Source organism: Nocardia sp. NPDC050630 (assembly GCF_044457245.1).
Classification (GTDB): Bacteria; Actinomycetota; Actinomycetes; order Mycobacteriales; family Mycobacteriaceae; genus Nocardia.
The window spans coordinates 210,412-229,915 of the sequence record NZ_JBITGN010000011.1; the positions used below are offsets into that span (position 1 = coordinate 210,412).

Annotated in this window: 22 protein-coding genes and 3 pseudogenes; 13 read left to right on the forward strand and 12 right to left on the reverse strand. The window is 65.5% G+C overall.

The window, feature by feature from the left end:
• Positions 1 to 36: 36 nt before the first annotated feature.
• The 7 genes and pseudogenes from ACIBG0_RS26515 to ACIBG0_RS26545 form a co-directional block, all read left to right on the forward strand.
• Positions 37 to 582 (forward strand): annotated as a pseudogene (locus ACIBG0_RS26515) (Rieske 2Fe-2S domain-containing protein); the annotation flags it as partial.
• Positions 583 to 622: 40 nt separating this feature from the next.
• Positions 623 to 1,327: a flavin reductase family protein gene (locus tag ACIBG0_RS26520; protein ID WP_397035766.1), complete on the forward strand. Its 705-nt coding sequence runs from the start codon at positions 623 to 625 to the stop codon at positions 1,325 to 1,327.
• 37 nt (positions 1,328 to 1,364) lie between these two features.
• Entirely contained in the window at positions 1,365 to 2,024 is a 660-nt protein-coding gene (locus tag ACIBG0_RS26525; protein ID WP_397035768.1) for a PadR family transcriptional regulator, read from the forward strand.
• 84 nt (positions 2,025 to 2,108) lie between these two features.
• Positions 2,109 to 3,245 (forward strand): cupin domain-containing protein, encoded by a 1,137-nt coding sequence (locus tag ACIBG0_RS26530; RefSeq protein WP_397035770.1) that lies wholly within the window; start codon positions 2,109 to 2,111, stop codon positions 3,243 to 3,245.
• Positions 3,242 to 4,072, forward strand: a complete 831-nt coding sequence (locus tag ACIBG0_RS26535) for a fumarylacetoacetate hydrolase family protein (protein WP_397035772.1) — start codon at positions 3,242 to 3,244, stop codon at positions 4,070 to 4,072. Before ACIBG0_RS26530 ends, ACIBG0_RS26535 begins: the two co-directional genes overlap by 4 nt.
• Complete coding sequence (locus ACIBG0_RS26540; RefSeq protein WP_397035774.1) at positions 4,072 to 4,776, forward strand: maleylpyruvate isomerase family mycothiol-dependent enzyme; 705 nt, start codon at positions 4,072 to 4,074, stop codon at positions 4,774 to 4,776. Before ACIBG0_RS26535 ends, ACIBG0_RS26540 begins: the two co-directional genes overlap by 1 nt.
• Before the next feature lie 43 nt (positions 4,777 to 4,819).
• Complete coding sequence (locus ACIBG0_RS26545) at positions 4,820 to 6,067, forward strand: FAD-dependent oxidoreductase (RefSeq protein ID WP_397035776.1); 1,248 nt, start codon at positions 4,820 to 4,822, stop codon at positions 6,065 to 6,067.
• Between the two features lie 82 nt (positions 6,068 to 6,149).
• Here ACIBG0_RS26545 and ACIBG0_RS26550 read toward each other — a convergent pair whose 3' ends face one another.
• Entirely contained in the window at positions 6,150 to 6,518 is a 369-nt protein-coding gene (locus tag ACIBG0_RS26550; protein WP_397035778.1) for a hypothetical protein, read from the reverse strand.
• Positions 6,519 to 6,575: 57 nt separating this feature from the next.
• On the opposite strand from ACIBG0_RS26550, the gene ACIBG0_RS26555 reads away from it, so the two are divergent.
• Positions 6,576 to 7,007, forward strand: a complete 432-nt coding sequence (locus ACIBG0_RS26555; RefSeq protein ID WP_397035780.1) for a hypothetical protein — start codon at positions 6,576 to 6,578, stop codon at positions 7,005 to 7,007.
• 199 nt (positions 7,008 to 7,206) lie between these two features.
• Positions 7,207 to 8,151, forward strand: coding sequence for a YihY/virulence factor BrkB family protein (locus ACIBG0_RS26560; RefSeq protein ID WP_397035782.1), 945 nt, complete (start codon positions 7,207 to 7,209; stop codon positions 8,149 to 8,151).
• An 11-nt stretch (positions 8,152 to 8,162) separates the two neighbouring features.
• Here the strand turns inward: ACIBG0_RS26560 and ACIBG0_RS26565 are convergent, their stop codons facing one another.
• A complete protein-coding gene (locus ACIBG0_RS26565; RefSeq protein WP_397035784.1) occupies positions 8,163 to 8,429 on the reverse strand; it encodes a lipopolysaccharide assembly LapA domain-containing protein in 267 nt (88 codons plus the stop codon).
• A gap of 120 nt (positions 8,430 to 8,549) precedes the next feature.
• Here ACIBG0_RS26565 and ACIBG0_RS26570 point away from each other — a divergent pair, with 120 nt between their 5' ends.
• The 3 genes from ACIBG0_RS26570 to ACIBG0_RS26580 are packed head-to-tail and all read left to right on the forward strand — an operon-like array spanning position 8,550 to position 10,029.
• Positions 8,550 to 8,828 carry a helix-turn-helix transcriptional regulator gene (locus tag ACIBG0_RS26570; protein WP_397035785.1) on the forward strand — a complete coding sequence of 93 codons (279 nt, stop codon included), beginning with the start codon at positions 8,550 to 8,552 and terminating at the stop codon, positions 8,826 to 8,828.
• Positions 8,825 to 9,361 carry a hypothetical protein gene (locus ACIBG0_RS26575; protein ID WP_397035787.1) on the forward strand — a complete coding sequence of 179 codons (537 nt, stop codon included), beginning with the start codon at positions 8,825 to 8,827 and terminating at the stop codon, positions 9,359 to 9,361. The genes ACIBG0_RS26570 and ACIBG0_RS26575 overlap by 4 nt, the downstream gene beginning before the upstream one ends.
• Positions 9,361 to 10,029 carry a GPP34 family phosphoprotein gene (locus ACIBG0_RS26580; protein WP_397035789.1) on the forward strand — a complete coding sequence of 223 codons (669 nt, stop codon included), beginning with the start codon at positions 9,361 to 9,363 and terminating at the stop codon, positions 10,027 to 10,029. The genes ACIBG0_RS26575 and ACIBG0_RS26580 overlap by 1 nt, the downstream gene beginning before the upstream one ends.
• A 102-nt stretch (positions 10,030 to 10,131) precedes the next feature.
• On the opposite strand, the gene ACIBG0_RS26585 is transcribed toward ACIBG0_RS26580, so the two are convergent.
• The 5 genes and pseudogenes from ACIBG0_RS26585 to ACIBG0_RS26605 all read right to left on the reverse strand — a co-directional run bounded on the left by ACIBG0_RS26585 (position 10,132) and on the right by ACIBG0_RS26605 (position 15,119).
• A complete protein-coding gene (locus ACIBG0_RS26585) occupies positions 10,132 to 10,620 on the reverse strand; it encodes an SGNH/GDSL hydrolase family protein (RefSeq protein WP_397035791.1) in 489 nt (162 codons plus the stop codon).
• 14 nt (positions 10,621 to 10,634) lie between these two features.
• A pseudogene (locus tag ACIBG0_RS26590) lies at positions 10,635 to 12,074 on the reverse strand (acyl-CoA dehydrogenase family protein); the annotation flags it as partial.
• Positions 12,071 to 13,207: a 2Fe-2S iron-sulfur cluster-binding protein gene (locus ACIBG0_RS26595; RefSeq protein WP_397035793.1), complete on the reverse strand. Its 1,137-nt coding sequence runs from the start codon at positions 13,205 to 13,207 to the stop codon at positions 12,071 to 12,073. The pseudogene ACIBG0_RS26590 and the gene ACIBG0_RS26595, both read right to left, overlap by 4 nt.
• A gap of 12 nt (positions 13,208 to 13,219) precedes the next feature.
• Complete coding sequence (locus ACIBG0_RS26600; RefSeq protein WP_397035795.1) at positions 13,220 to 14,707, reverse strand: phytoene desaturase family protein; 1,488 nt, start codon at positions 14,705 to 14,707, stop codon at positions 13,220 to 13,222.
• Entirely contained in the window at positions 14,700 to 15,119 is a 420-nt protein-coding gene (locus ACIBG0_RS26605; protein WP_397035797.1) for a nuclear transport factor 2 family protein, read from the reverse strand. The genes ACIBG0_RS26600 and ACIBG0_RS26605 overlap by 8 nt, the downstream gene beginning before the upstream one ends.
• Positions 15,120 to 15,244: 125 nt before the next feature.
• Between ACIBG0_RS26605 and ACIBG0_RS26610 the strand changes: the two genes are divergently transcribed.
• Positions 15,245 to 15,808, forward strand: a complete 564-nt coding sequence (locus tag ACIBG0_RS26610) for a PadR family transcriptional regulator (protein ID WP_397035799.1) — start codon at positions 15,245 to 15,247, stop codon at positions 15,806 to 15,808.
• Positions 15,809 to 15,887: 79 nt separating this feature from the next.
• Here ACIBG0_RS26610 and ACIBG0_RS26615 read toward each other — a convergent pair whose 3' ends face one another.
• The 5 genes and pseudogenes from ACIBG0_RS26615 to ACIBG0_RS26635 form a co-directional block, all read right to left on the reverse strand.
• Complete coding sequence (locus ACIBG0_RS26615) at positions 15,888 to 16,145, reverse strand: hypothetical protein (RefSeq protein ID WP_397035801.1); 258 nt, start codon at positions 16,143 to 16,145, stop codon at positions 15,888 to 15,890.
• 507 nt (positions 16,146 to 16,652) lie between these two features.
• On the reverse strand, positions 16,653 to 17,255 hold the full coding sequence (locus ACIBG0_RS26620) for a TetR family transcriptional regulator (protein WP_397035803.1): 603 nt from the start codon (positions 17,253 to 17,255) through the stop codon (positions 16,653 to 16,655).
• 82 nt (positions 17,256 to 17,337) lie between these two features.
• Positions 17,338 to 17,559 (reverse strand): annotated as a pseudogene (locus ACIBG0_RS26625) (maleylpyruvate isomerase N-terminal domain-containing protein); the annotation flags it as partial.
• A gap of 11 nt (positions 17,560 to 17,570) precedes the next feature.
• Positions 17,571 to 18,392 (reverse strand): fumarylacetoacetate hydrolase family protein, encoded by an 822-nt coding sequence (locus tag ACIBG0_RS26630; RefSeq protein ID WP_397035805.1) that lies wholly within the window; start codon positions 18,390 to 18,392, stop codon positions 17,571 to 17,573.
• Between the two features lie 6 nt (positions 18,393 to 18,398).
• A complete protein-coding gene (locus ACIBG0_RS26635) occupies positions 18,399 to 19,475 on the reverse strand; it encodes a cupin domain-containing protein (RefSeq protein ID WP_397035807.1) in 1,077 nt (358 codons plus the stop codon).
• Positions 19,476 to 19,504: the final 29 nt, after the last annotated feature.

Consider the following 19,504-nt stretch of genomic DNA (forward strand, 5'->3'; position numbering starts at 1 on the left):
GGTATCACTCGCTGAGCCGCCAACTGGAGGTAGCCCATGACGGTCGCCGATATCAAGACCTCGACCGTGAACAAGGTGCTCGGACATCCCCGCAACGCGTGGTACGTAGCAGCCTGGGATTACGAGGTCACCGCGAACGAACTCCGCTCGCGCACGGTCGCCAACCGTCCGCTCGTGCTGTATCGGACCGGCGACGGCCGGCCCGTCGCGCTGGCCGACGCCTGCTGGCACCGGCTCGCACCCCTGTCGATGGGCAAGCGGGTGGGCTCCGACGAGGTGCAATGCCCCTATCACGGGCTACGTTTCAACTCCGCGGGGCGGTGCACCCATATGCCCGCGCAGAACACAATCAACCCGAGCGCCATGGTGCCGTCGTTTCCCGTGATCGAGCGGTACCGATTCCGGTGGGTCTGGCTCGGTGACCCCACCCTCGCCACCCCCGACTCCGTGCCCGATATGCACCAGATGGATTTCCCGGACTGGGCCGGTGGTGGGTCCAGAATTCCCGTCAAGGCCAACTATCAGCTCGTTCTCGACAACCTGATGGACCTGACCCACGAGGAATTCGTGCACGCGAGCAGTCGCGCTTCATGCACACCCTTCAGCAGGGGATGAACTGCGAATGACCCAGCCGCTCCAAAACTTTCCACTGCGTATCGGCGCACCTCGACATGTCCTGCTGGCGGGCGGAATCGGCATTACCGCGATCACAGAGACGGCACGGGTGCTGCGTCGCGTGAAGGCACGGTACACACTCGTGTACGTCGGCCGTAGCCGCGATCGGATGGCCTATCTCGAAGAGCTCACCGAAATTCACGGCGGCGATATCCGGGTCCACGTCGACGACGAAGGCACATCCCTCGACGCGGGGGCGCTCGTCGACGAGATCGCCGCGGACGGGCCGACGGAGTTGTACATGTGCGGGCCGATCCGGCTCATGGACGCCGTTCGGCGACGATGGCACGACCGAGGCCTGCCCGCCGCGGATCTGCGCTACGAGACTTTCGGGAACAGCGGGTGGTACGAACCTGAGGAGTTCGTCGTCTCGATTCCCGCGTTGGGTATCGAGACGACGGTCGGGCGCGGGCGATCCCTGCTCGAAGCGCTGGAAGACATTGGCGCGGAAGTGATCTCGGATTGCCGCAAGGGCGAATGTGGACTGTGTCAGATTCGAGTCGTCCGTGTCGAGGGCCGGATCGACCACCGTGATGTCTTCTTCAGTGACGAGCAGAAGAAGGCATCTCCCAAGATGTGCGCCTGTGTGTCCCGCGCGGTCCGTGCGCCTTCGACCGGAGCCCCCGCCGTGCTGACCATCGACATCCCCTGACGCACGACCGGTCACGATACGCGGGCGTGGTTCCAACGTGGCCGGTGACGGCAATGTCCATGCCGATCATGAGAATGGAGTCATGAGCCTGCGTTACGCCCTCCTCGCCCTGCTCACCGCGCGGCCGTTGAGCGCGTATGACATTGCGAAACAGTTCGGTACGTCGGTCGGTTTCGTCTGGTACGCCCCGGACTCGCAGATCTACCCTCAGCTTCGGCAGATGGAGGAGGAGGGTCTGGTCGCGGCCACCGAGATGCCCTCGGAAGGGCGACGCACTAAGCGGGAGTACCGGATTACCGACGAGGGTGTTCGTCAGTTTCGTGACTGGATCAACGATCCGGGGGTGTATCAGCGCGAGCGCGATACCCACCGGCTCAGGGCCGCGTATCTGGAATGGGCGCGGCCGCAAGCCGCACGCGAGCATATGGAACGGCACATCGAGTTCCATCAGGAACAGATCGAACAGTGGTCGGCGGTTCGTGCCGCCATACTCGACCGATCCGATCCCACGCTGGCGGCTCGGCTGGACAGCTCTTCTCCGGAGCAGCATGAACGGATCATCGCGTTCAAGGCTTTCGCGTACGACGGCTTGATCGAGCGCGCGCGTACCGAGATCGCTTGGGCAGAGCGTGGTTTGGAGCTGGTCGATAAGTTTGCCGCCGACCCGACGCCGACCCCTGTCCAGCGGCGAGCCTGAGCGGTTCCCGGACGATGTCGGCTGACCTATTCTGCAAAACAGAATCTCATGTTCTGTCGAGAGGAACAATGTCACCGTAGTCGCATGAGTGTTGACGACTCCCCGGTTCGCCTACAGGCAGTGGCCGCACCGGACCAACCTGATGTGACCCCTGACCTCGAGCGGCTCTATCGCGGCTTCGAGGAGGAACTCCTGGTCCCGTTGTGGACCCAGATCGGCGATCTCATGCCCGCGCACCCGCGGTCACAGGCAGTTCCACATCTGTGGAAGTGGGAGGCCCTGCGCAAGCTCGCCGAGCAGGCGGGGGACCTGGTTCCCGTGGGCCGTGGCGGTGAGCGCCGCGCTATCGCACTGGCGAATCCCGCGCTGGGCGGGCGCCCCTTCGCGACACCGACATTGTGGGCCGCCATCCAGTACCTGCTGCCGGGTGAAGACGCCCCCGAGCACCGCCATACCCAGCACGCCTTCCGGTTCGTCGTGGAAGGGTCCGGTGTGTGGACGGTCGTCGGCGGCGACCCGGTCCCGATGAACCGCGGCGACTTCCTGCCCCAGGCCGGGTGGAACTGGCACGCTCACCACAACGCGACCGCCGAGCCGATGGCGTGGATCGACGGCCTCGACATACCCTTCCAATACCTGACCGAGACACAGTTCTTCGAGTTCGGCCGCGACCAGATCAGCGCGGAGGAACGCGACACCCCGCGGCGTTCCCGCTCCGAGAGACTGTGGGGACACCCGGGACTGCGGCCCCTCGCCGCCCAGCATCTCACCGCTGGCAGCCCACTGCTCGCCTACAAGTGGGAATTCACCGATCGGGCTCTCGCCGACCAGCTCGCTCTCGAGCGGGAAGGGCACGGCGGCACTGTCGAGCCGGGACATGCCGCGGTCCGCTACACCAACCCCGCCGACGGCCGAGATGCCCTGCCTACCATACGAACCGAATTCCATCGGGTGGTGCGCGGCGCCGACACCGCACCGGTGCGCGAGACGGGTTCATCGGTCTACCAGGTCTTCGACGGTGCGGGCATCGTGACCGTAGGAGACACGAAGTGGTCGGTGACTCGCGGAGACCTCTTCGTCGTCCCGTCCTGGGCGCCCTTCTCCGTCAAGTCCGAGGCGAGCTCCACCGACTCCGACTCCGGGGCCCTGGACCTGTTTCGTTTCTCCGACTCCCCGATCTTCGAGGCACTCCAGCTCGACCGAAAAGAGGTAGCCCGATGAGGCTGGCCACTATTCGCACCACCGACGGAACGCGCGCCGTCAAGCTCGAAAACGACAAACTGGTCGACCTCGGCGCTCCAGACCTCGGTACGTTCCTGGCCCATCTGGACTGGTCGACGCGGGCCAGTACGGCAAGCGGCCCGACCTATGCCGTCGACGGGGCCGATTTCGCACCCCTGGTGCCGAACCCTTCGAAGGTCCTGTGTGTAGGCCACAACTACACGAACCACATCAAGGAGATGGGCCGGGAACTCCCAGAATATCCCACGCTGTTCCCGAAATTCGCCGACACGCTTGCCGGTGCCAACGACCCGATCGGCAAACCCCGAGAGACCAGCGCGCTGGACTGGGAAGTCGAGCTCGTCGTGGTGATCGGTCAGCCTGTTCGCCGGGCGACCGAGCAGGAAGCCGCCGCAGCGATCGCGGGATTCACCGTGATGAACGATATCTCCGTGCGGGACTGGCAGTTTCGCACCATCGAATGGACACAGGGCAAGATCTGGGACTCCTCGGCTCCGGTCGGGCCGTATCTGGTCACTCCCGACGAGGTCGGTGGGGTGCGCCCCGCCTTGCGGGTGCGGACGATCGTCGACGGCCGAATCATGCAGGAGGACAACACCGGCACCCTGCTGTTCGATCCGGTCGAACTCGTGCGGTACGCCTCCACCATCATTCGCCTCAATCCCGGGGACCTCATCGCCACCGGCACACCCGCGGGAGTCGGGCACGCCCGCGACCCGAAGGTCTACCTGGTCGGCGGCGAGACCCTGGCCACCGAGATCGATGGCGTGGGCGCGTGCACCAACAAGATCGTCGAGGAGTCCTAGTGGCACGCGGTTTCCAAGACGGGCTCGACTGGATGCGTCACGGCACCAAGGTCCTGCTCAACGTGATAGAGCTCGGCGAATTCGACTATGCCGCAGACACTCCGCTGCCAGGCTGGACCCGCAAACACGTGGCCGCCCATGTCGCGGCCAATGCTGAGGCGCTGGGCAATCTCGTGCGTTGGGCCGCGACCGGCGAACGGACGCCGATGTACGCGTCGCCGGAAGAACGGGCGGCGGGGATCGAAGCGGGCACTCGGTTGCCGGACACCGAGCTCACCGCATCGCTGTGCTCGTCTGCCGAGCGGCTCGATGCGGCGATGGCCGACCTCGAGCCCGCCGACTGGGCGGCGAAAGTGGTTACCGCGCAGGGCCGTACCGTTGCCGCGACGGAGATTCCGTGGATGCGTGCGCGGGAAGTCTGGGTGCACGCGGTCGACCTGTCGAGCGGGCTCGCGCTCGGCGTCACCTTCGCCGACCTGCCCGCCGATTATCTGGCGGCCCTGTGCGACGACGCTGTCGCCAAACGGTCCGCGGGATCCGGTCCCGCGCTCCTGCTGGTGGCCACCGATGTGGACAGATCCTGGGAACTCCCGGGTGATGGCTCCGCTACGAGGATCTCGGGGCCGCTCGCAGACGTGGCCGCGTACTTGACGGGCCGACCCTGCGGCTTCTCCCACGCCCCGGCCCTGGGGCCGTGGCTCTGACGTGTACGGCCGAATGGGGCCAGGCAGAAAGGATTTGGCCCCGATGGGTGACCTGAAGCAGGACGTGATCATTGTCGGCGGCGGGATCGGCGGTCTCGCGGCTGCTTACTCCCTCTCCCGCCAGGGATCGCGCGTCCGAGTGCTCGAACAGGCGGCGGCGTTCGGCGAAATCGGCGCGGGTATTCAGCTCGCTCCTAATTGCACTCGTATCCTGGATGATTACGGATTGCTCGACGAGGCGAAGAGCCTCGGCGTGCTACCGGCGAACATGATCATGCGGGACGCGGTCGACGGCAGCGAGCTGACGCGGCTCGACCTGACCGATCTGGAGCGGCGTTACGGCTTTCCCTATCTGGTGATCCATCGCAGCGACTTGCACGGTCTGCTGCTGCGTGCCTGCCAACGCGCCGGTGTCGACCTGGTGACCGACCACAAGGTGGTCGCTTACGAGAACACCGCCGCCGAAGCGCGGGTGCGGCTCGCCGACGGGCGGACCGAACAGGCGGATCTCGTGATCGCGGCCGACGGACTGCATTCGGTCGCCCGCGCACAATTCGTCGACGACGAGCCCGTCAATTCGGCCTATGTGGCGTACCGCGGGACCGTCCCGATAGCACAGGCCACCGTCCGCGATATCGACCTATCCGAGGTCGTGGTCTATGTCGGGCCGCGCTGCCACTTCGTCCACTACGGCCTGCGCGGCGGCGAACTGCTCAACCAGGTCGCCGTCTTCGAATCCCCCAAGGCGCTGGCCGGCGTCGACGACTGGGGCACCCCGGATGAACTGGATACCGCCTTCGCACACACGTGTTCGACAGTGCGGCAAGGCCTTCCGTTCATGTGGCGGGACAAGTGGTGGCGGATGTTCGACCGCGACCCGATCATGACATGGGTCCGCGGCCGCGTCGCCCTGCTGGGCGATGCGGCGCATCCGCCCCTGCAGTACATCGCGCAGGGAGCCATTATGGCGATCGAGGACGGTTGGGTGCTGGGGGAGCACGTCACCCGGCGGAAACGAGCCGACGGCTCGGTCGACTGGACGGCCGTCCTCGCCGCGTACGAAGCCGTGCGCTCCGAACATTGCCGCCGCGTCCTGAACACCTCGCGTGCCTGGGGTGAACTCTGGCATCTCGACGGGATCGCGCGCCTGCAGCGCAATAGGTTGCTGGTGGACCGCGACACCTACGACTACTCGTTCGTGGACTGGCTGTACGGCCCGACCGCGATCCTGCCCGAGGAGGAGCCCGCGATCTTCCAGCCCATCCCGCTCTCCGCTGTCGAGGTCGGCTGACCCCAGGAGCTGAAACGCCGAGCGGTGCGCTGCCCGAATACCTTCGGGTAGCGCACCTCTCGCGTGTGGGGGTGGCGCCGGATCAGCTCTGCGGAGTGGTGGTCATGAGCTCTGTGATCCGCAGGTAGTGCGCTCGACGTTTGGTTCGCAGCCACGCCGCGTAGCAGGCTCCGGCGGCGAAGGTGACCAGGAGCAGTGTCGGAAGCGCATTCACGAACGCATTGGTTGCGCCACTGAGCAATTCGAACTTCTCGACCGCGAGGTAGAGGGCGAAACCGAGGCCCGCGAACGCCACAAGGGGAGCGACGACCGTGGCGAAACCGGGGGTGCTCTTCACTCGACGGAAATAGCCGAAGACGGCGAGGCTCGCGAGACATTGCAGGGCGATGATCCCGACGGTGCCGAAGCCGATTCCCACGGTTCCCAGTCCGACCAGTGGATCGATAGACATTGCCGCACAAGCTAATACGATCACCGCGGTGACGGCTGAAACCACGGCGCTCGCGAGATGCGGGCTGCCGTGCCGGCCGTGCACGCGGCCGAGGGACCGCGGCAGGCAATGCTGGCGTCCCAGGGCGAACAGGTACCGGCTCGCGACATTGTGAATCGAGAGAGTCGTCGCGAACAGGCTGGTCGCCATCAGCACCGCTGCCCCTATGTCGCGGCGGCGGTTCAACTCAAATCGCTCCAGCATCCCGCCAGCCGGGTCGCTCGCCGACAGAAGGACGGTCTGACCTCGTTCTTCCAACACGAGGCCGAACCCGGTGGTGCACCCCATCCCGGCCTGCTCGCCCGGCAGCTGACCCTCATTTTCGATGGAGCCAGTGCTCGATCGGTAGTCCGAGCCCATGCCCTCGACGGCCTCGCCGTCGCCACCGCCACCACACTCCTCGATGTCGCAGGCGTCGATAATTCCTTGCCGGACAACGGTATTGGTTAATACAAGACCGTCACAGACACTCCTGCGCGGTAGCGAGCTGTGTAGAAACGTGGTGATCGATCGGCTCGAAGGTTCGCGGCCGAGCCCGTACACGTCTGCGCACCGGGGATGGATCGGAGTGCAGCGGGTGTATCAGCAAGCGGCCGTGTGTTTTCGGTGAGGGTGTCTGGGTATCCGGTGCTGGCCGGGAGGTGGGTGGATGACTGTTGAGCGGGTGTCGGGCCCGATGGATCTTCGATGGAGGTCTTGGCGTGGTGCGCTGTGGCGCACGATCGGTGCGGTCTGGTCGGACAAGCTCACGGATTGGGCTGCGGCGCTGACCTATTACAGTGTGCTGTCGCTTTTTCCGGGGCTGATGCTGCTCATTGCGGTTCTCGGCATGCTGGGCTCCAGCTCGACGGATTCGCTGATCGACACCGTTGAGCAGCTCGGACCCGGTAGTGGTACAGCACTTTTGGTCGATGCGATCAAGAATCTGCAGAGTGCGCGTTCGCTGTCGGGGCCCTTGGCGGTGGCGGGGTTGGCTGTCGCGGTGTGGACGGCCTCCGCCTACCTCGGCGCTTTCATTCGCGCTGCGAACTCGATCTATGAGATCGATGAGGGTCGTGCGATGTGGAAGACGTTGCTATTACGGCTGGGAATGACCGTGGTGATGCTGGTCGTTGTCGCGGCATGCACGGTGGGGGTGGTCGCTACCGGAGCGGTGGCTCGCGAGGTCGGCGGGTGGCTCGGTATCGGCTCGGCGGGTGTCCGCGTGTGGGATGTGCTCAAGTGGCCCGTGTTGGCTGTGCTGGTGAGTTTGGTGTGTGCGCTGCTCTATTGGGCCGCACCGAATGTTAGACACCCTGGGTTTCGTTGGCTGACACCGGGAAGTGTGCTCGCAGTAATTCTCTGGGCCATCGCCTCAGCCGGATTCGCGGTCTATGTCGCGAATTTCGGCTCCTTCAACAAGGTTTACGGCTCATTGGCCGCCGCGGTGGTCTTCCTGGTGTGGGTGTGGATCACGAATCTCGCTGTGCTGATGGGAGCGGCGTTCGATGCCGAACTAGCGCGTGGGCGCGGCATCGAGCAAGGACGGTCACCGGATGCGACGCCGTTCCTACCAGCGCGCGACGAACCCGAACCAGGAGACGCCGCCGCGTGACGAGCAGTCGTTCACGGCGTGTTCGCGCTCCACTTTTGCAGGCGTGCGCCGCTTTTTCGGGACCGGGCCAGCTTGTTGAATGCTTGGCGGAGCTGAATGATTCGGATTCCTCCTGCCACGGCCATGACCAGTAGCCCGACGACGGCGGCGACCAGGATCGCGACCCCGATCGGCAGGGTGAAATGTCTCCCAAGGAAGCCGAGCCGAACGCTGGTCGTGTTCTGAACGACGAAAATCAGGAGCACGATCAGGAATGCGCCGCCAGCGGCCAGGCTCACCCAGATGCTGCCCGCTCTGGTGCAGGAGACCCCAGTCGGCGGCGGCGGGGTTCGCAGTTCAGCGTCAACGGGCTGCTTCCACCATTGACGAAATGTTGGGTTTATGCAACAGTTTGTTGTGTGACTCCCATGAGGCGTGGGAAAAATCTTCCCATTTACAACCGCATCGGGGTATTACGTGCCGAGCGGAGAATGAGCCGGGCCCAGCTTGCCGAGGCGATCGAGGTGAATCCGCAGACGATCGGGGCGCTGGAACGGGGCGATCACTATCCGAGCCTCGATTTGGCGCTGCGGATCTGCGATGTGTTCGGCTTGCCGGTCGAGGCGGTGTTCTCGCGGAAGGAATTCGCGCCGCTGTCCACGGCGGTCTACCGGAACGACGGAGGGGATATTCGATGACGCACCCGAATCTGCTGGAGCGCTACCAGGCTCGCCGGACACGCCGGTTCGAGTTCTACGCCGAGCGCTGGGCCCATATGTTGCCGCGGTGGCGGACGCGTCGCCGCCGCCGGCTGCTAGTGGTGGTCCTCGCGACGATGTTCCTGGCTCTGGCGGTCGTCGCGGTGCTGATCGCGTGCGGTCTGGAGCGGGGACCTCTGCTGTGGGCGCCGGTCTGTCTGCTGTTCTTTCCGCTGTGGATATCGCTGCAGCTCGTCTCGGGACGCCAAGCCGACGCGCCCCTCAGCGCTCTGGACGAATGGGAGATCGAGCAGCGCAACGCGGCTCGCTCGGTGGGGCTCACCCTCACACAGACGCTGGCGATGATTCCTGCGATCTGGCTGATCGTCGTGGGCGGATTCACCGACCTCGACAATATCCAGGCGGCCTACGCGGGCGGGATAATGCTGCTGACCGCGCTGCTCGTCGGCGCCTGCACCCCGACAATGATCCTGGCCTGGACCCGGCCCGACGCGGAACCGGAGGACGAGTGATGAACCTGCTCACCGGAGACGTGATGCTGCTGCTTCTCGACGAACGTACTGGGCACTCGATGGCCGACAGCACCCGTACCCCAAGGATTCTCGCCGGAGCAGTGCTACTGGACCTGATCGACGCCGGGGCAATCCGGCTGGCCGGGCCGGGCAACGAGACGAAACCGGGCCGGATCGTGGTGAGCGCGAACAAGACTGCCGATCCGATACTGGGCGACGCGCTCGCCAGGATCGAGGCGGCTCGTTCGATGAAACCCCGAGCTGCGATTGAGAAACTGTCGAAGGGGTTGCAGCCGAAGGTATTGCACCGGCTAGCGGACGAGGGCCTGGTACGCGTCGAACACCACCGGGCACTGGGCATCTTTCCCCGGACCGCCTGGATGCCGAGGGGACACCGCAAGGAACTCCGGGACCGGCTGACGCCGCCGTTCGCACACCCTGACGCCCCTGTCGAGCCTCGCGCCGCCGCCTTGATCTCGCTGTTGTCGGCGGCCGACGCGGTGCCGAAGATCTTCCCCGACCGCGACCGCCGAGTGGTGACGCAGCGGGCCAAGGAGATCGCCACCGGGAACTGGGCCTCGAAGGCGGCCAGGGACGCGGTGCAGGCGGTCGACGCGGCGCTCACTGCCGCCGTCGTGGTGAGTGCCGTGGCAACGGGCTCAGCGTAGGTTCCGGGTACAGGAACCGCGACCGCCGAAGCCAGTCCGATCGGCGGCTGGCTGCCGCCCAATCATCTCGACCGCAGTCTGCTGCTTTACGGCCCGCTCTCCTCACAGTAATCCGCGATCGCATGAGCACCTGGAACCGCTGTGCAGACGGTCGGTACTCCACAGCCGGGGGTCGGTGACGACGTCATGGGTCGCGGTCTCTGCGACGATGACGCCGTGTCGTGCCGCGGCGGTGCGGATGCGCTGGTTGAGTGCGTCGACCCGGCCGCGAAGCGGTCGGGCGGCGGGGATGATCCGGGTGATGTCGGGGACGGTGAAGGTGGCGACGGTAGCGCCTTGTGCAGTGAGGGCGGAGAACATCGCGTCCAGGTGGCCGCTGACCACGTCGGCGTCGAATCCGGGGCGCAGCAGGTCATTGACGCCGGCGAGGACCGTGGCGAGATCCGGCTGGAGTGCAAGTGCCGCGTCGAGCTGTTCGGCGTAGACCTGTCCGGCGAGTCTGCCGCGGACGGCGAGGTTGGCGTAGGTCAGTTCCGGGTTGACGGCCGCGATGCGTTCGGCGAGCCGATCGGCCCAGCCGCGCAATCCCATGTGGTCATCGCCGTCACCGGCGCCGCGATGTGGCCCAGTGCGGTCCCCTTGTCGCGAATGATCTTGCGGAAGAAGAAGTCCTGGGCCTGGATGGCGGTGGTGCCCTCGTACAGCGAGTCGATCTTCGAATCGCGCAGGTACTGCTCGATGGGGTAGTCCTGCAGGTAGCCGGAGCCGCCGAAGGTCTGCAGCGATTCGCCCAGGTATCGGTAGGCCCGTTCGGAGCCGACGCCCTTGACGATCGGTAGCAGCAGGTCGTTGACGCGGGCGGCCATATCGGCGTCCGCGCCCGAAACCTGTTGGGCCAGGGCGGCATCCTGGTGTGCGGCGGTGTAGAGGTATACCGCGCGCAGTCCTTCGGTATACGCCTTCTGCAGCATCAGCGAGCGGCGCACATCGGGGTGGCCGATGATCGGCACCCGTGGTGCGGTCGTGTCGTTGGCGCGGGTCATGTCCGCTCCCTGCACGCGCGTCTTCGCGTACTCGAGGGCGTGCAGATATCCGCTCGACAGCGTGGCGATCGCCTTGGTGCCCACCATCATTCGTGCATGTTCGATGATGCGGAACATGCGCTCGATGCCGGTGTTCGGTTCCCCGATCAGCCAGGCTTTCGCCGGGATGCCGTGTCCGCCGAAGGTCAGCTCACACGTGGCGGAGACTTTCAGTCCCATCTTGTGTTCGAGGCCGGTGACGAATACTCCGTTGCGTTCACCGATGTCGCCGCTGTGCGGGTCGTAGTGGTACTTCGGCACCAGGAACAGTGACAGGCCCTTGGTGCCCGGACCCGCGCCGTCGGCGCGGGCCAGTACCAGGTGGATGATGTTGTCGAACAGGTCGTCGGAGTCGGCGGAGCTGATGAACCTTTTGACCCCTTCCAGATGCCAGGAGCCGTCCGGTTGGGGGGTCGCGCGGGTGCGCGCGGAGCCCACATCCGATCCGGCGTCGGGTTCGGTGAGCACCATGGTTCCGCCCCAGCCCTTTTCGGCGGCGATGTGCAACCGTTGCTGCTGGTCGGCGTCGACGTCGGGGAACAGCGTGGCCGAGCTGGCGCCCAGCGCGTAGATGAACGCGGCGGGCTGGGCGCCCAGCACCATTTCGGACAGTGCCCAGTACACCGTTCGCGGGACCGGTATGCCGTCCAGTTCGGCTGGGAGGCCGATCTTTTCCCATCCCACATCCCGTAGCGCTCGGAAGCTCGTCTTGAACGATTCCGGGAGGGTCACTGAGTGGGTGTCGGAGTTGAAGACCGGTGGATTGCGATCGGCGTCGGCGAACGACGCCCCCAATGGTCCTTCGGCCAGCTCCCGCACCTGGTCGAGCATGGCACGCACCGTGTCGGCGTCGAGATCGCCGAAACCGCCGACGTCGAGCAGCGTGCCGACCCCGAGGACCTCGAACAGATTGAACTCGAGATCACGGACATTGCTGCGATAGTGACTCGCGCCGGAGCTCATAGATCGATCTCCACATCGGTGATCGGGTAGGCGACGCAGGAGTGGGTGTAGCCGAACTGCTGGTCGGACAACCGGAGTTTGGCCTCGGAAGCGGTGTGCACCTCGCCCTTGACGATGCGTACCCGGCACAGGCTGCATTCGCCGGAGCGGCAGCCGGCTTCGGGACGGATGCCGTTGTCTTCCAGCGCATCCAGCAGCGGACGGTCGCGTCGGGTGCGGAAGCTGGTGTCGCCCACCGTTACCGAGACTTCCTCGGCCGGATCGGCGTCGGCGGGCCAGTGCGGCTGCGCGGTCGGGTCGTTGGGTGCGCCGTTGGCCTCGAAGCGGATTCGCTTGCGCGGCTGGCCGAGTGTGGTCAGCTGCTCCAGCGCGTAGGGGTAGAGCGCCTGTGGGCCGCACACATAGGTCATCCGGTCGTCGAGCGGTCCCGCCAATTCACTGATGGTCTCGGCGGTGAGGAACCCGGTCCGGCCGGTCCATGGGGGCGTGGAGTCGGCGATGACATGGTCGACGGTGATGCCGGGGTGGCGGGCGGCCAGAGCGTCGAGTTCGGCGCGGAAGATGACGTCGGCGGCGTCGCGTGAGCCGTAGATCAGGTGGAAGGAGCGTTCAAGTCGGCGTTCGACGATCTCGCGGATCATGCTCATGGCCGGGGCGACGCCGGAGCCGCCCGCTAGGAAGATCACTCGGTCACCGTGGAAGAGCGGGTTGTGATGGAAGGTGCCCATCGGCCCGGTAGTGGTGAGCACGTGCCCGGCTTCCAGGATGTCGATGAGTAGGTTGCTGATGCGCCCGCCCGGAACCCGTCGCACGGTGAGGTCGTAGTGATCTAGCGTGGCCGGGCTCGAGGAGATGGCGTAGGGGCGGCTGGTGCCATCGATGAACACGTCGACGTACTGGCCTGCCAGGAACGGCGGTAGTGCGCCGTTCTCGGAGTCTGTCAGCCGGTAGGTCTTGGTGGTCGCGGTCTCGTCGATGATCGCCTCGACCCGGAGCCGAAGCCGCTTGGGGTGGTAGGCGTTGATGGTTGCGCGGGTTTCGGTGGTGTGGTCGCGCGTGTCGGGAATGCGGGAATCGATCTTGGCGAGGATCTCCGCCGCGCCGTCGAATCGTTCTGCGAGTGGGTGTTTCACGAATTGCTCCGTTCAGGCGACCTTGGTGCGCAGCAGGCGGCGGGCGACACGGGCGCCGCCTTCTAAGGTGGGCTGGAATCCGCCGATACCGGCCCAGGAACCGGCCAGATGTAGTCCGGGGATGTGGGTTTGGCGCTCGCTGTTGCGGAACAACCAGCCCTCGGTGGCGTCCTGGTCGTAGCCGTATATGGCGCCGCCGGGGTGGCCGAGGTAGCGCATCATGGTCAATGGTGTTGCGACATCGACCTCTTCGATGGCGTCGCGGATACCGGGGGTGACGTTCTCCATGAGGTCGAGCAGAGTTTCGGCATAGGCGAACTTGGTGCGCGCGTATTCCGAGGGCGCGACGTTGCGCCAGATGTCGGCGTACTGCAACGTCATCAGGCTGATATGGGTGGCACCCATGGGCGAGAACCCGATCGGCGCGACATCGTATGCGCTGACGCAGATTCCGCGTGCGGGCTCGAACGAGCGCCACGCGTTGTGGGTGCGGTCGTCGTCGGTGTCCATGTTGACGAACGTGGTGCTGGTGGTGAACCCGAGCTCGGCCGGTGTGGCATCCAGACCCATGTGCAGGACGAAGCCGGAGACGCCGATTCGCCTGGTGGCCAGGTCATCTCGCACCGCGGCCGGTAGGTCGACGCCCTCGATCATGGCGTAGGTGGTGGGAAGCGACGCGTTGGACACCACGTCGGGTGCGGTGACCTCGGACCCCTCCTCGAGCCGTACGCCCAGCACTCGCCCTCCCTCGCTGAGGATGGCCTCGACCCCGGTATTGAACCGAACTTCACCGCCGGCCAGCAGAAAGGCGTCGAGGATCGCGGTGGACATGGCCTGGGAACCACCACGCACATGCCAGGGCTTGAATTCGAAATAGGCGAACAGAGTCAGCGCCAGATCCTGGAACCGCAGCTTGGACGGCGGCTGCCCGAGATAGGTCCAGTAGATGCCGAGCGCGGTCTTGAGGCGCTCGTCGTCGAAGAACTCGTCGAGGACCTCCTGCAGCGAGCGCAGACCGTACCTGAACAGCATCGGGTCGATCTGCTCGGGCGGCATGCCGCGCATGGCTGCGATCTGCCAGAACGTCACCTGCTTCAGCAACTCGAAGAACCTCGCCGTGCGGTCCCGATTGCCCGGGAACTCGGCCTCGATAGCGTCGATAGCCGCATCCCAGTCCGCGGGTAGCGTCAGATCCAGCTGGCCAGGAATGACAGCACGGTACAGGTCGTGCTCCTGCACGAATTCCAGCTTGTCGGCGATACCGAGCTGCTGGAACAGTCCCTCGCGCAACGAGATCGGCTGGCCTTCGACACCCACGCCGGAGAGCTGGTGCAGCGCCACCTCGAACTCGAAACGTCCACGGCGGAAGGAGGTTCCGCAGCCGCCGGGCACATTGTGCCTTTCCAGCAACAGGGTTCGCGCGCCCGCGCGCTGCAGCGTGGCCGCGGCGGTCAGACCGGCATTGCCCGCGCCGATGACAATGGCGTCGTAGTCACTCACCCTCGGCCGCCTCACGCTGGAGCTGCGCGGTGGCCTCTGCCTTGATCTGCTCGAACTGCTCGCCCATGCGGGCCGCGAGCGCCTGAGCCGCCGACAGCGGGCGCACCATGACCATGAAGTCGTCGATCTTGCCGTTCTCGTCGAAGTGCAGGAAGTCGCACCCGGTCAGCCTCTTGCCGTCCACGGTGGCCTCGAAGACGAACGCGTGGTCGCGGCCGCCCGCGTCGGCGATCTCACGCACGTAGTGGAAGTCCTCGAACACGCGGATCACCCCGCGCAGGATGGCCGCCGTGATGGCCTTGCCTGGGTACGGCTTGAACGCCACCGGACTGGTGAACACGACATTGTCGGCCAGCAGCGCCTCGATGGCAGCCTCGTCGCGGGCCTCCACAGCTGCCCTGAATCGATGCATGTCACACACACTCTCATACTCAATTAGTTGATTAGAATGTATGAACGCTATCTCCATAGCCTCGCAGTGTCCAGAGATGTTCGGACAAAAAATTGAATAATCGTGAAAGGTGGTAGTGTGGGCTGATGGCGCTACGGAACGCGGTTCTGGCCGCACTACTGGAGGGTGAGGCGTCCGGCTACGACATGGCCAAAGGCTTCGACGCCTCGGTCGCCAACTTCTGGATGGCTACTCCGCAACAGCTGTACAAAGAGCTGGAACGGATGGCTACGGAGGGCCTCATCGAGACCCGGGTCGTGCAGCAGGAGCGGCGTCCGAACAAGCGTCTGCACTCGATCACCCCGGCCGGGCGGGCGGCCTTGCGCGAGTTCATCGCCGAGCCCGCCAAGCCCACCGCCATCCGCGACGAGATGATGGTGAAGGTCCAAGGGATGGAGACCGAGGACGCACCGACGGTGCGAGCCGCGATGGTCGAGAAATTGGAGTGGTCGAAGGCGAAACTGGCGCGCTACGAACGCTTGCGCACGCGTTTGCTGAACGGCCGCAGCGAACAGGCGTACCTGGAGGAGACCGAGCGAGTCGGACCGTATCTGACCCTGTTGCGGGGAATCTCCTTCGAACAGGAGAACATTCGCTGGGCCGAGCTCGCGCTATCGGTGATCGACCGGCGATTCGCCACACACCCGTAGCGATCTCACAAGCGGTGCTGCCGACCCCGGCCCGTGGTCGGCAGCACCGAGGCTCATCAGCGCGCGGCCTCCGGCGCCTTCAGATCTTTGCGTGGGATCCTGCCCGTGACGGATTCAGGGGATGGCATAGACGGATTCGACGCGACGGACCTCCTTTGTATGGTGCCACCCGTTCGGCCACGTGGTCGATGACCTGCTTCGCGTCGAGGTCGGTGTCACTCTGCCGCACCACGAATGCCTTCGGAATCCCTTCCCCTTCAGCATCTTTCACGCTGATGGCGGCGTCGACGATCATTGGATGGGTCAGCAGCAACACTTCCAGTTCGGCAGACGGCACCTGGTAGCCCTAGTGTTTATGAGCTCCTTGGCCCAGTCCGCCAGATAGACGACACCGGCGTGGTCCACGACGGCGATGTCGCCGGCACGCCCAGGCGGCCAGCAGGCTCAGCGGGAAGGCGATCACCAGCAGTCGGACGACCACGTGCGGTGTGCGCCCGAACAGCCCACCGCGAATCTCGGTCGCGTCGACGAACAGGAAGATCGCAAGGATGATTTCCACGGGGGTGCTGGGCGGCCTCCAGGCTGAGCGAGGACAACAGCGAATAGTCGCGCACCCAACCGGGCACCGCACCGGCGGCGATCATTGCCAGCGGAGCCGAGATCGACCGCTGGGACAGCGATTTCGAGACGAACGACCACACGACTATCACGGCCATCGTCACGGTGAGCGTGGTGATCATCGGGCATCCTGTGTCTGATCAATGACGCGGGACGGTGAAGTTGATCATGGTCATCGTAGCGAGACGGAACCCGGCCACCGCCCCTGGCCACTACCGGCCGGGCGTCAGCGGATGCCGTCGTTGATGATGTGCAGGGCGAGGTCGATGAGGCGTTCGAGCTCGGTGATCCGATGGTCGGCAGTGTTCAGCCAGGTGTCGAGGGCGCCGAACATCGCCGCGCTGATGCAGTGCGCTTGCAGTCGGGCTCGCAGGGCGGCGTCGGTCGCCGGCTCGCCGCCGCGCTCGGTGTTGCGGACGAGGTGTTGTTCGATCTCGTCGGCGAAGCCGGCCTGCACTCGATGGAGGTGGGCGTTGACGACGTCGCGATCCGGGTGCCCGGCACGCAACTGCGCGATCTGCGGCAGAGCCTCGTTGTAAGGAAAGGATTCCGCTGCGGCCCGGACCGAGACGGTGATTGGTTCGCGGGGTGGCCGGACCCGCAACGCGGTCCGGAACCAGTCCAGGCGCGCGTCGTAATCGCTGAACAGGATGTGCTCTTTGGACGGGAAGTACCGGTAGAAGGTCCTTTCGGTGACTCCCGCGTCGGCGGCGATCTCCGCGATCGTGGTGGCCTGGTGTTTGGCTTTCGCGGAAGTTCCGCCTCGGGTCTCGACATGTTCGACGAGTCTGCGCATGAGCAGGGGAGTCACAGGATGCCACGCGTCCACGCCGCCTTTGTGATGCAGCAGGACGGTGCAATCGCCTGCGCTCAACTCGTCCAGACGCAGTTTGAGCGCGGCTTCACGGCGGCATGGGGGTTTCGACGCCGGTGGCCGCCCAGTCGAGCAGGCGGCACAGGGCGGCAGCGTTGTAGCCGACGTGGGCGAGCAGATGGCGGCGGGACCAGTCGGGCAGCAGGGTATCGCCGCCGAGTTCGCCATCGGTCAGTTCAGCGAGGCGCTGGGCGAAGTACGCGGTGCCACGCCGGGCGACCAGCAGCCGCTCGGATAGGTCGAGACTATTGAATGTCACTGTCGCCGAGCCTATTTGATGACTGTCTTGTTCTCGAGGGTGCCGATGCCGTCGATGCTGACCTCGACGGTTTCGCCGTCTTGAATGTAGCGCGCGGGCTTGCGGGCGTGGCCGACACCACCGGTGGTGCCGGTGATGATGACGTCACCGGGATGCAGTGGGACGATGTGGGAGATGTAGTCGACGAGCTGGGCGGGGGTGAAGACCAGATCGTCGGTGGTGGCGCTCTGCATGACCTGGCCTTCGAGACGGGTCTCGATGCGGGTGCCGAGGGTGTAGTCGGTGACCAGGAAGGGGCCGAAACCGCTTGTCCGGTAGAAATTCTTGCCCTGGTCCCATTGCAGGGTGCGGTACTGGTAGTCGCGCATGGTGTAGTCGTTGATCACCGAATAGCCCGCGATGTAGTCGGCGGCCTCCGGCTCGGGCACCTGGTAGGCCTGCTTGCCGATGATCACGGCCAGTTCCGCTTCCCAGTCCAGTTCGGACGCGGCGTGCGCGGGGACGACCACCTCGTCGTAGGGGCCGGTCAGGGCGTCGGCGAATTTCGTGAACAGGGTGGGGTATTCGGGCAGGTCGCGACCCATTTCTCGAATGTGGCTGCGATAGTTGAGGCCGACGCAGACGATCTTGCCCGGATGCGGCACCACCGGCGCGTAGTCGGCGCGAGCCAGGTCGACGGTGGCTCCGGACGCGTTCTGCGCCAGCGTCTTCCAGTCGGGATCGGACAGCAGTTCGGATAGGTCGGCGTAGCCGTCGATGACGGTGGCGGTCGAGTCGTCGTCGACTCGTACGGCGGCGGTCGAAGTGTGCAGGCGCAGGGTGGCGAGTTTCATGGCGGGTCAGGCTCCTTCGCTGAGGTGGGTGCGGTGCAGGTGCAGGCGTTCGACGATCGGGGCGTCGGAGAAGGCGAACAGGTCGAACTCGGTGTCGGCCTCGATCGACCATTCGGTCCAGGACGGGACCACGATCAGATCACCCTTGACGACCTGAGACGTCTTGTCGCCCGACCGGAATCGGCCCGCACCGTCGAAGACTTGGTAGACCGCGGAACCGACGTCGCGGCGCGGGCGGGTGTGCGCCCCGGCGCGCAGTCGGTGGAATTCGGCGCGGATGGTCGGCATCACGTCGCCGCCGGTGGTGGGGTTGGTGTAGCGGACGGCGGCGTGCCCGGGTTCGGTCGTGGCCGGGTAGCCCTCGTCTTCGAGGGAAAGCTGTTCGCGCAGTGCGGCATCGGTGTGTTCCCACCGATAGGCGGCGATGGGAGAGCTGGTCTTGGCGTCCAGCCCGACCAGCGGCCGCAGGCCCGGATGCGCCCACAACCGCTCCGACCGCGACACATCGGGGGTGGCGTCGTCGGTCACGGTGTCGGAGCCGAATTCGAAGAACGACGTGTCGGTGTAGTGCTGGAACGGGATGTCCAGGCCGTCGATCCATGCCATCGGCTCGTGGGTTCCATTGTGGTGGCCATGGAAGTGCCAGCCCGGGGTTAGCAGGAAATCGCCGCGGCGCATGGCGACCGGGTCGCCGTTGACGACCGTCCACACGCCCTCGCCCTCCACGACGAACCGGAAAGCGTTCTGGCTGTGGCGATGTTCGGGCGCGGTCTCCTTGGGGCCCAGGTACTGGATCGCCGCCCACAGTGTCGGAGTGGCGTAGGGGACCCCGCCCAGGCCGGGATTGGCCAGCGCGATGGCGCGCCGCTCCCCGCCGCGCCCGACCGGAACCAGGTCACCGGCCCGCTGAGCGAGCGGATACAGCGTGGACCATTTCCACACGAACGGAACGGCTTTCGGGGTCGGGACCATCGGCATCAGGCTGCCGAGCTGGGTCCACAGCGGATTCAGGTGGGCGGTATCGAAATCCGCATAGAGCTGTTCGAGCAGTTGGTCGTCGAGATGTGATTCGGCGGCGGTCATGGTCGTGTCGCTTTCGTCGGAAGGGAAGA

Bases quoted from the DNA above. Each gene is read 5' to 3' on its own strand.
- ACIBG0_RS26520 (WP_397035766.1), top strand. From the start codon at position 623: ATGACCCAGCCGCTCCAAAACTTTCCACTGCGTATCGGCGCACCTCGA.
- ACIBG0_RS26530 (WP_397035770.1), top strand. From the start codon at position 2,109: ATGAGTGTTGACGACTCCCCGGTTCGCCTACAGGCAGTGGCCGCACCG.
- ACIBG0_RS26535 (WP_397035772.1), top strand. From the start codon at position 3,242: ATGAGGCTGGCCACTATTCGCACCACCGACGGAACGCGCGCCGTCAAG.
- ACIBG0_RS26545 (WP_397035776.1), top strand. From the start codon at position 4,820: ATGGGTGACCTGAAGCAGGACGTGATCATTGTCGGCGGCGGGATCGGC.
- ACIBG0_RS26550 (WP_397035778.1), bottom strand. From the start codon at position 6,518: ATGTCTATCGATCCACTGGTCGGACTGGGAACCGTGGGAATCGGCTTC.
- ACIBG0_RS26555 (WP_397035780.1), top strand. From the start codon at position 6,576: ATGCGGGCTGCCGTGCCGGCCGTGCACGCGGCCGAGGGACCGCGGCAG.
- ACIBG0_RS26560 (WP_397035782.1), top strand. From the start codon at position 7,207: ATGACTGTTGAGCGGGTGTCGGGCCCGATGGATCTTCGATGGAGGTCT.
- ACIBG0_RS26575 (WP_397035787.1), top strand. From the start codon at position 8,825: ATGACGCACCCGAATCTGCTGGAGCGCTACCAGGCTCGCCGGACACGC.
- ACIBG0_RS26580 (WP_397035789.1), top strand. From the start codon at position 9,361: ATGAACCTGCTCACCGGAGACGTGATGCTGCTGCTTCTCGACGAACGT.
- ACIBG0_RS26585 (WP_397035791.1), bottom strand. From the start codon at position 10,620: ATGGGATTGCGCGGCTGGGCCGATCGGCTCGCCGAACGCATCGCGGCC.
- ACIBG0_RS26605 (WP_397035797.1), bottom strand. From the start codon at position 15,119: ATGCATCGATTCAGGGCAGCTGTGGAGGCCCGCGACGAGGCTGCCATC.
- ACIBG0_RS26610 (WP_397035799.1), top strand. From the start codon at position 15,245: ATGGCGCTACGGAACGCGGTTCTGGCCGCACTACTGGAGGGTGAGGCG.
- ACIBG0_RS26630 (WP_397035805.1), bottom strand. From the start codon at position 18,392: ATGAAACTCGCCACCCTGCGCCTGCACACTTCGACCGCCGCCGTACGA.
- ACIBG0_RS26635 (WP_397035807.1), bottom strand. From the start codon at position 19,475: ATGACCGCCGCCGAATCACATCTCGACGACCAACTGCTCGAACAGCTC.